A 3,771-nucleotide genomic window follows, 5' to 3' on the forward strand; every position below is an offset into this window, starting at 1 on the left:
GACCTGCTCCGACTGGCCCAGACCGACCCCGTGTACCTGGCAGCCCGCATCGCCCGCGCGCCCGACCCCGAGGGGGTCGCGCGCCTGGCGGCGAGGTTGCCCGCCCTGGTCGGCGAGTTCGTCCGCCGTGGCACCGCCCCCCAGGACATCGGTCGCGTCGTCACCGCCACCGCCGACGCCGCGACGCGACGGTTGATCTCACTCGCGGAGAGCGGCCTCGGACCGCCGCCCGTGGCGTACTGCTGGGTCGGCCTGGGTTCCCAGGCCAGAGGGGAGCTCGGCGTGGCGAGCGACCAGGACAACGCGCTCATCCTCGACGACGCGGCGGAGACGACACCGGATGCGGACCGGTACTTCGCCGCGTTGGCGCAGGAGGTGTGCGCCGGTCTCGACCGGGCCGGATTCCCGCTGTGTCCGGGCGACGTCATGGCCTCCAACCCGGCGTGGCGTCGCACGTGCAGGTCCTGGGAGCGCCAGGTGGGGGACTGGGTGCGGGCGCCGGGAGCGGACGCCGTCCTGCACTCCCAGGTGTTCCTGGACATCCGCCCGGTGCACGGGGACACCTCGCTGTTCATGCGGGTCCGTGACGAGATGCTCGCTCGCGCCGAGGGCAGTCGACGGTTCCAGGCCCACCTGGCACGCATAGCGTGCGAATGGCAGCCGCCGCTGGGGTTCTTCCGTGGGTTGGTGGTGGCACGACGGGGTGAGTACCGCAACACCCTCGACCTCAAGGCCGGCGGGATCGCGCCCGTGGTGCAGATCGCGCGTGTGCACGCCCTCTCCGCGGGGCTGGACGAGGTGTCCACCCTCGGTCGGCTCGACGCCGCGGCCGGGGCCGGTGTCATCGCGCGCGCCGACGCGGAGGATCTCGGCGAGGCCTTCCGGTTCCTGCGTGGCCTGACCTACCGCCACCACGCGCGCCAGATCGCGGACGACGACCCTCAGGACAACCACATCGATCCGGGAACGCTGAGCTCCGCCGACCGTCACCGTCTCCGCGCCGCGTTCCGGATCATCGCCGGGGTGCAGGGCTCGCTCGCCCTGAAATACCGGGTCGGGCAGATGTGATGCGTGAGTGGTTCACCGGGTCCGGGCGACGTCGACGCACCGCACGACGGCTTCCCGACGGTCCGCTGCGGCGCTACCTCGAGACCCCGCCCCCGGAGCCGTCGACCCCACTGGCGGATCTGCCGTTGCTGGCGATGGACGTCGAGACCACCGGCCTCGATCCGCGCCGCGACAGGGTTCTGTCCGTGGGGTTGGTACCGGTGAACGGTGACCGGATCGTCCTCGGCGGCGCGCGGTCCCTGCTCCTGCGGGCCGAGGGCGCCGACGACGTGGAGGGAGTGGGCCAGAGCGCGACGCTGCACGGGATCACCGACGACACGGTCGCGACCGGGGTGAGCGTGGACGTCTTCCTGGACCGGATCTTCGAGGCGTTGACCGGCCGGGTCCTCGTCGCCCACTACAGTCGTATAGAAACCGATTTCCTCGGCGCTCTGTGCACCTCCGGGCACGGTGTGCGGCCTCCGTTCGTCCCCGTCGACACCCTCGAACTCCACCGCCGGGTGCTCGGCGCGGGCGTCGACAGTGGATTCGCCCCGGAGTCCTCCCCGGACGAACTCCGGCTGTGGAGCGCCAGGGAGCGGTACGGGCTCCCCCGCTACCGGGCGCACGATGCGCTGATCGACGCGCTCGCCTGCGCGGAGCTCTACCTGGCCCAGACCGCGGAGCTGCACGAGCGCGGGGTCACGACGCTCCGGGATCTGCGAACGGCATAGGATCGCGGGTATGCGTCTCGCCCGTATCGCCCACCCGCAGGGATTCGCCTTCGTCGAGGTCCGCGGTGATGTCACCGATCCCGCCGCCCTCACCTGCGCGGAGATCTCCGAACACCCCTTCGGCACCCCCGAGTTCACCGGCCGCGAATGGCCGCTGGCCGACGTCCGCCTGCTCGCTCCGATCCTCGCCTCCAAGGTGGTGTGCGTCGGTAAGAACTACGCGGAGCACGCCGAGGAGATGGGGTCCGAGGCGCCCGCCGAGCCGCTGATCTTCCTGAAGCCCAACACCTCGGTGGTCGGCCCCGAGGCCGGGATCGCGTACCCGCCCAGTTCCGAGCGGGTGGACCACGAGGGTGAGCTCGCCGTGGTGATAGGTCAGCCCTGTCGCGACGTCTCGGCCGCCCGGGCCCACGAGGTGATCCTGGGGTATACCTGCGCCAACGACGTGACGGCGCGCGACCAGCAGCTCGCGGACGGTCAGTGGACCCGCGGGAAGGGGTACGACACCTTCTGCCCGCTGGGCCCCTGGATCGTCACCGACCTCGACCCCAACGGCCTCGACGTCCGCACCACGCTGCACCACCCGGACGGGTCCTCGGAGGTGCGCCAGGACGGCAACACCTCCCAGTTCATGCACACCGTCGGGGAGATCATCGAGTACGTCAGCAGGGTCATGACGCTGCTCCCGGGCGACGTCGTGCTGACGGGAACCCCGGCCGGCGTCGGCCCGATGCTCCCCGGTGACCGGGTCACCGTGGAGATCGAGGGCATCGGAGCGCTGACCAACCCCGTCGTCGACAGGTAGGTCGGGTCCCGACCCGCCTGACGGTCGAGACCCGGTCGGGGGGTCCGGTCACACGGCGCCCAGCGCGGTGAGGACCGTGCGGAGTTTGGCGGCGGTCTCGGCCACCTCGTCGTCGGGGTCGGAGTCGGCGACCAGACCCCCGCCCGCCCAGGCGATCGCCCCCGAGCGATCGGCGTCGATCTCGGCGCAGCGGATGGTGACCATCCAGTCGCCGTCGCCGCCCGCGTCCGCCCATCCCACCGCTCCCGAGTAGAAGCCCCGCCGGCCCTCGAGACCCGCGATCACCCGCCGCGCCTCATCGGTGGGGGTTCCGCACACGGCGGGGGTGGGGTGGACGGCCAGCGCGAGGTCGAGAGCGGTCGTCCGCGGGTCGGCGACCCGTCCGCGGATCCGCGTCCCCAGATGCCACATCTCACGGGTGGAGGTGAGCGACGGGCGCTCGGGGATCTGTAGATCCCGGCAGAGGGGGGCGAGCGCCGTCGCCAGGGAGTCCACCACGAACGCGTGCTCGGCGGCGTCCTTGCCCGACGCCTGCAGTGCCCGTCCCGCGGCCTGGTCCACCGACGTGTCACGGGAGCGGGGGGCGGATCCGGCGAGCGGATGGCACTCCACCACGTCACCCCGTCGACGGACGAGGAGCTCCGGGCTCGATCCCACCAGGATCCTGCCGGAGTGGACCCCGCCGGCGGGGGACAGGTCGACCAGGAATCCATCGGCCGACGGGCTCGAATCGATGAGCGCCGCGCACACGGCGTGGGGGTCGATCGGGTCGTCCGCGAGCAGCCGGACCGCGCGCGCGAGCACCACCTTGTCCAGCCCACCCGCCCGGATACCCGCGATCGCGGTGGCCACCCGTCTCCGGTGGGCCTCAGTCGAGGGCAGTTCCTCGACGACGCGGGCGCGCGTGCGGAGCGAGCGGAAGTAGGCGGGCGGCTCGAGTGGGCCGTCGGTCCGGACCACGAAGTCGGGCTCGACCAGTGCTGCCGGGGCGTCCGGCTCGAACCCGATGGCGCCCACCACCAGCCCGCAGCGTCCGGACCGGAGGGCCAGCGCCGCGTCGGCGGGGTCGGGGAAGACGCGGAGGGAGCCCTGGGTCCGCAGCGATCCGGTGTGGCGCGACAGGAGGAAATCCGGGGCGGTGACAGGCCTGGCGGCGTCGGGGTGGGGCCCTGACGCCACGGCTCA

The 3,771-nt window shown here is 72.5% G+C and carries 4 protein-coding genes; 3 read left to right on the forward strand and 1 reads right to left on the reverse strand.

What is annotated here, in order from left to right; all coding sequences use genetic code 11:
* The 3 genes from G6018_RS12345 to G6018_RS12355 form a co-directional block, all read left to right on the forward strand.
* A partial coding sequence (locus tag G6018_RS12345) for a DUF294 nucleotidyltransferase-like domain-containing protein (RefSeq protein ID WP_241732087.1) occupies nucleotides 1-1,068 on the forward strand: 1,068 nt, incomplete at its 5' end.
* Entirely contained in the window at nucleotides 1,068-1,781 is a 714-nt protein-coding gene (locus tag G6018_RS12350; protein WP_182639755.1) for an exonuclease domain-containing protein, read from the forward strand. The genes G6018_RS12345 and G6018_RS12350, both read left to right, overlap by 1 nt.
* Before the next feature lie 10 nt (nucleotides 1,782-1,791).
* Nucleotides 1,792-2,586: a fumarylacetoacetate hydrolase family protein gene (locus tag G6018_RS12355; protein WP_179525510.1), complete on the forward strand. Its 795-nt coding sequence runs from the start codon at nucleotides 1,792-1,794 to the stop codon at nucleotides 2,584-2,586.
* A gap of 48 nt (nucleotides 2,587-2,634) precedes the next feature.
* Here the strand turns inward: G6018_RS12355 and G6018_RS12360 are convergent, their stop codons facing one another.
* Nucleotides 2,635-3,765: an isochorismate synthase gene (locus G6018_RS12360; RefSeq protein WP_182639756.1), complete on the reverse strand. Its 1,131-nt coding sequence runs from the start codon at nucleotides 3,763-3,765 to the stop codon at nucleotides 2,635-2,637.
* Nucleotides 3,766-3,771 lie beyond the last annotated feature (6 nt).

Origin of the sequence: Dietzia sp. DQ11-44 (assembly GCF_014145205.1) — a bacterium.
Lineage (GTDB): Bacteria > Actinomycetota > Actinomycetes > Mycobacteriales > Mycobacteriaceae > Dietzia > Dietzia natronolimnaea.

What these genes read in the sequence shown, in the direction of transcription:
- G6018_RS12355 (WP_179525510.1), top strand. Translation starts at nt 1,792, where the DNA reads ATGCGTCTCGCCCGTATCGCCCACCCGCAGGGATTCGCCTTCGTCGAG.
- G6018_RS12350 (WP_182639755.1), top strand. Translation starts at nt 1,068, where the DNA reads ATGCGTGAGTGGTTCACCGGGTCCGGGCGACGTCGACGCACCGCACGA.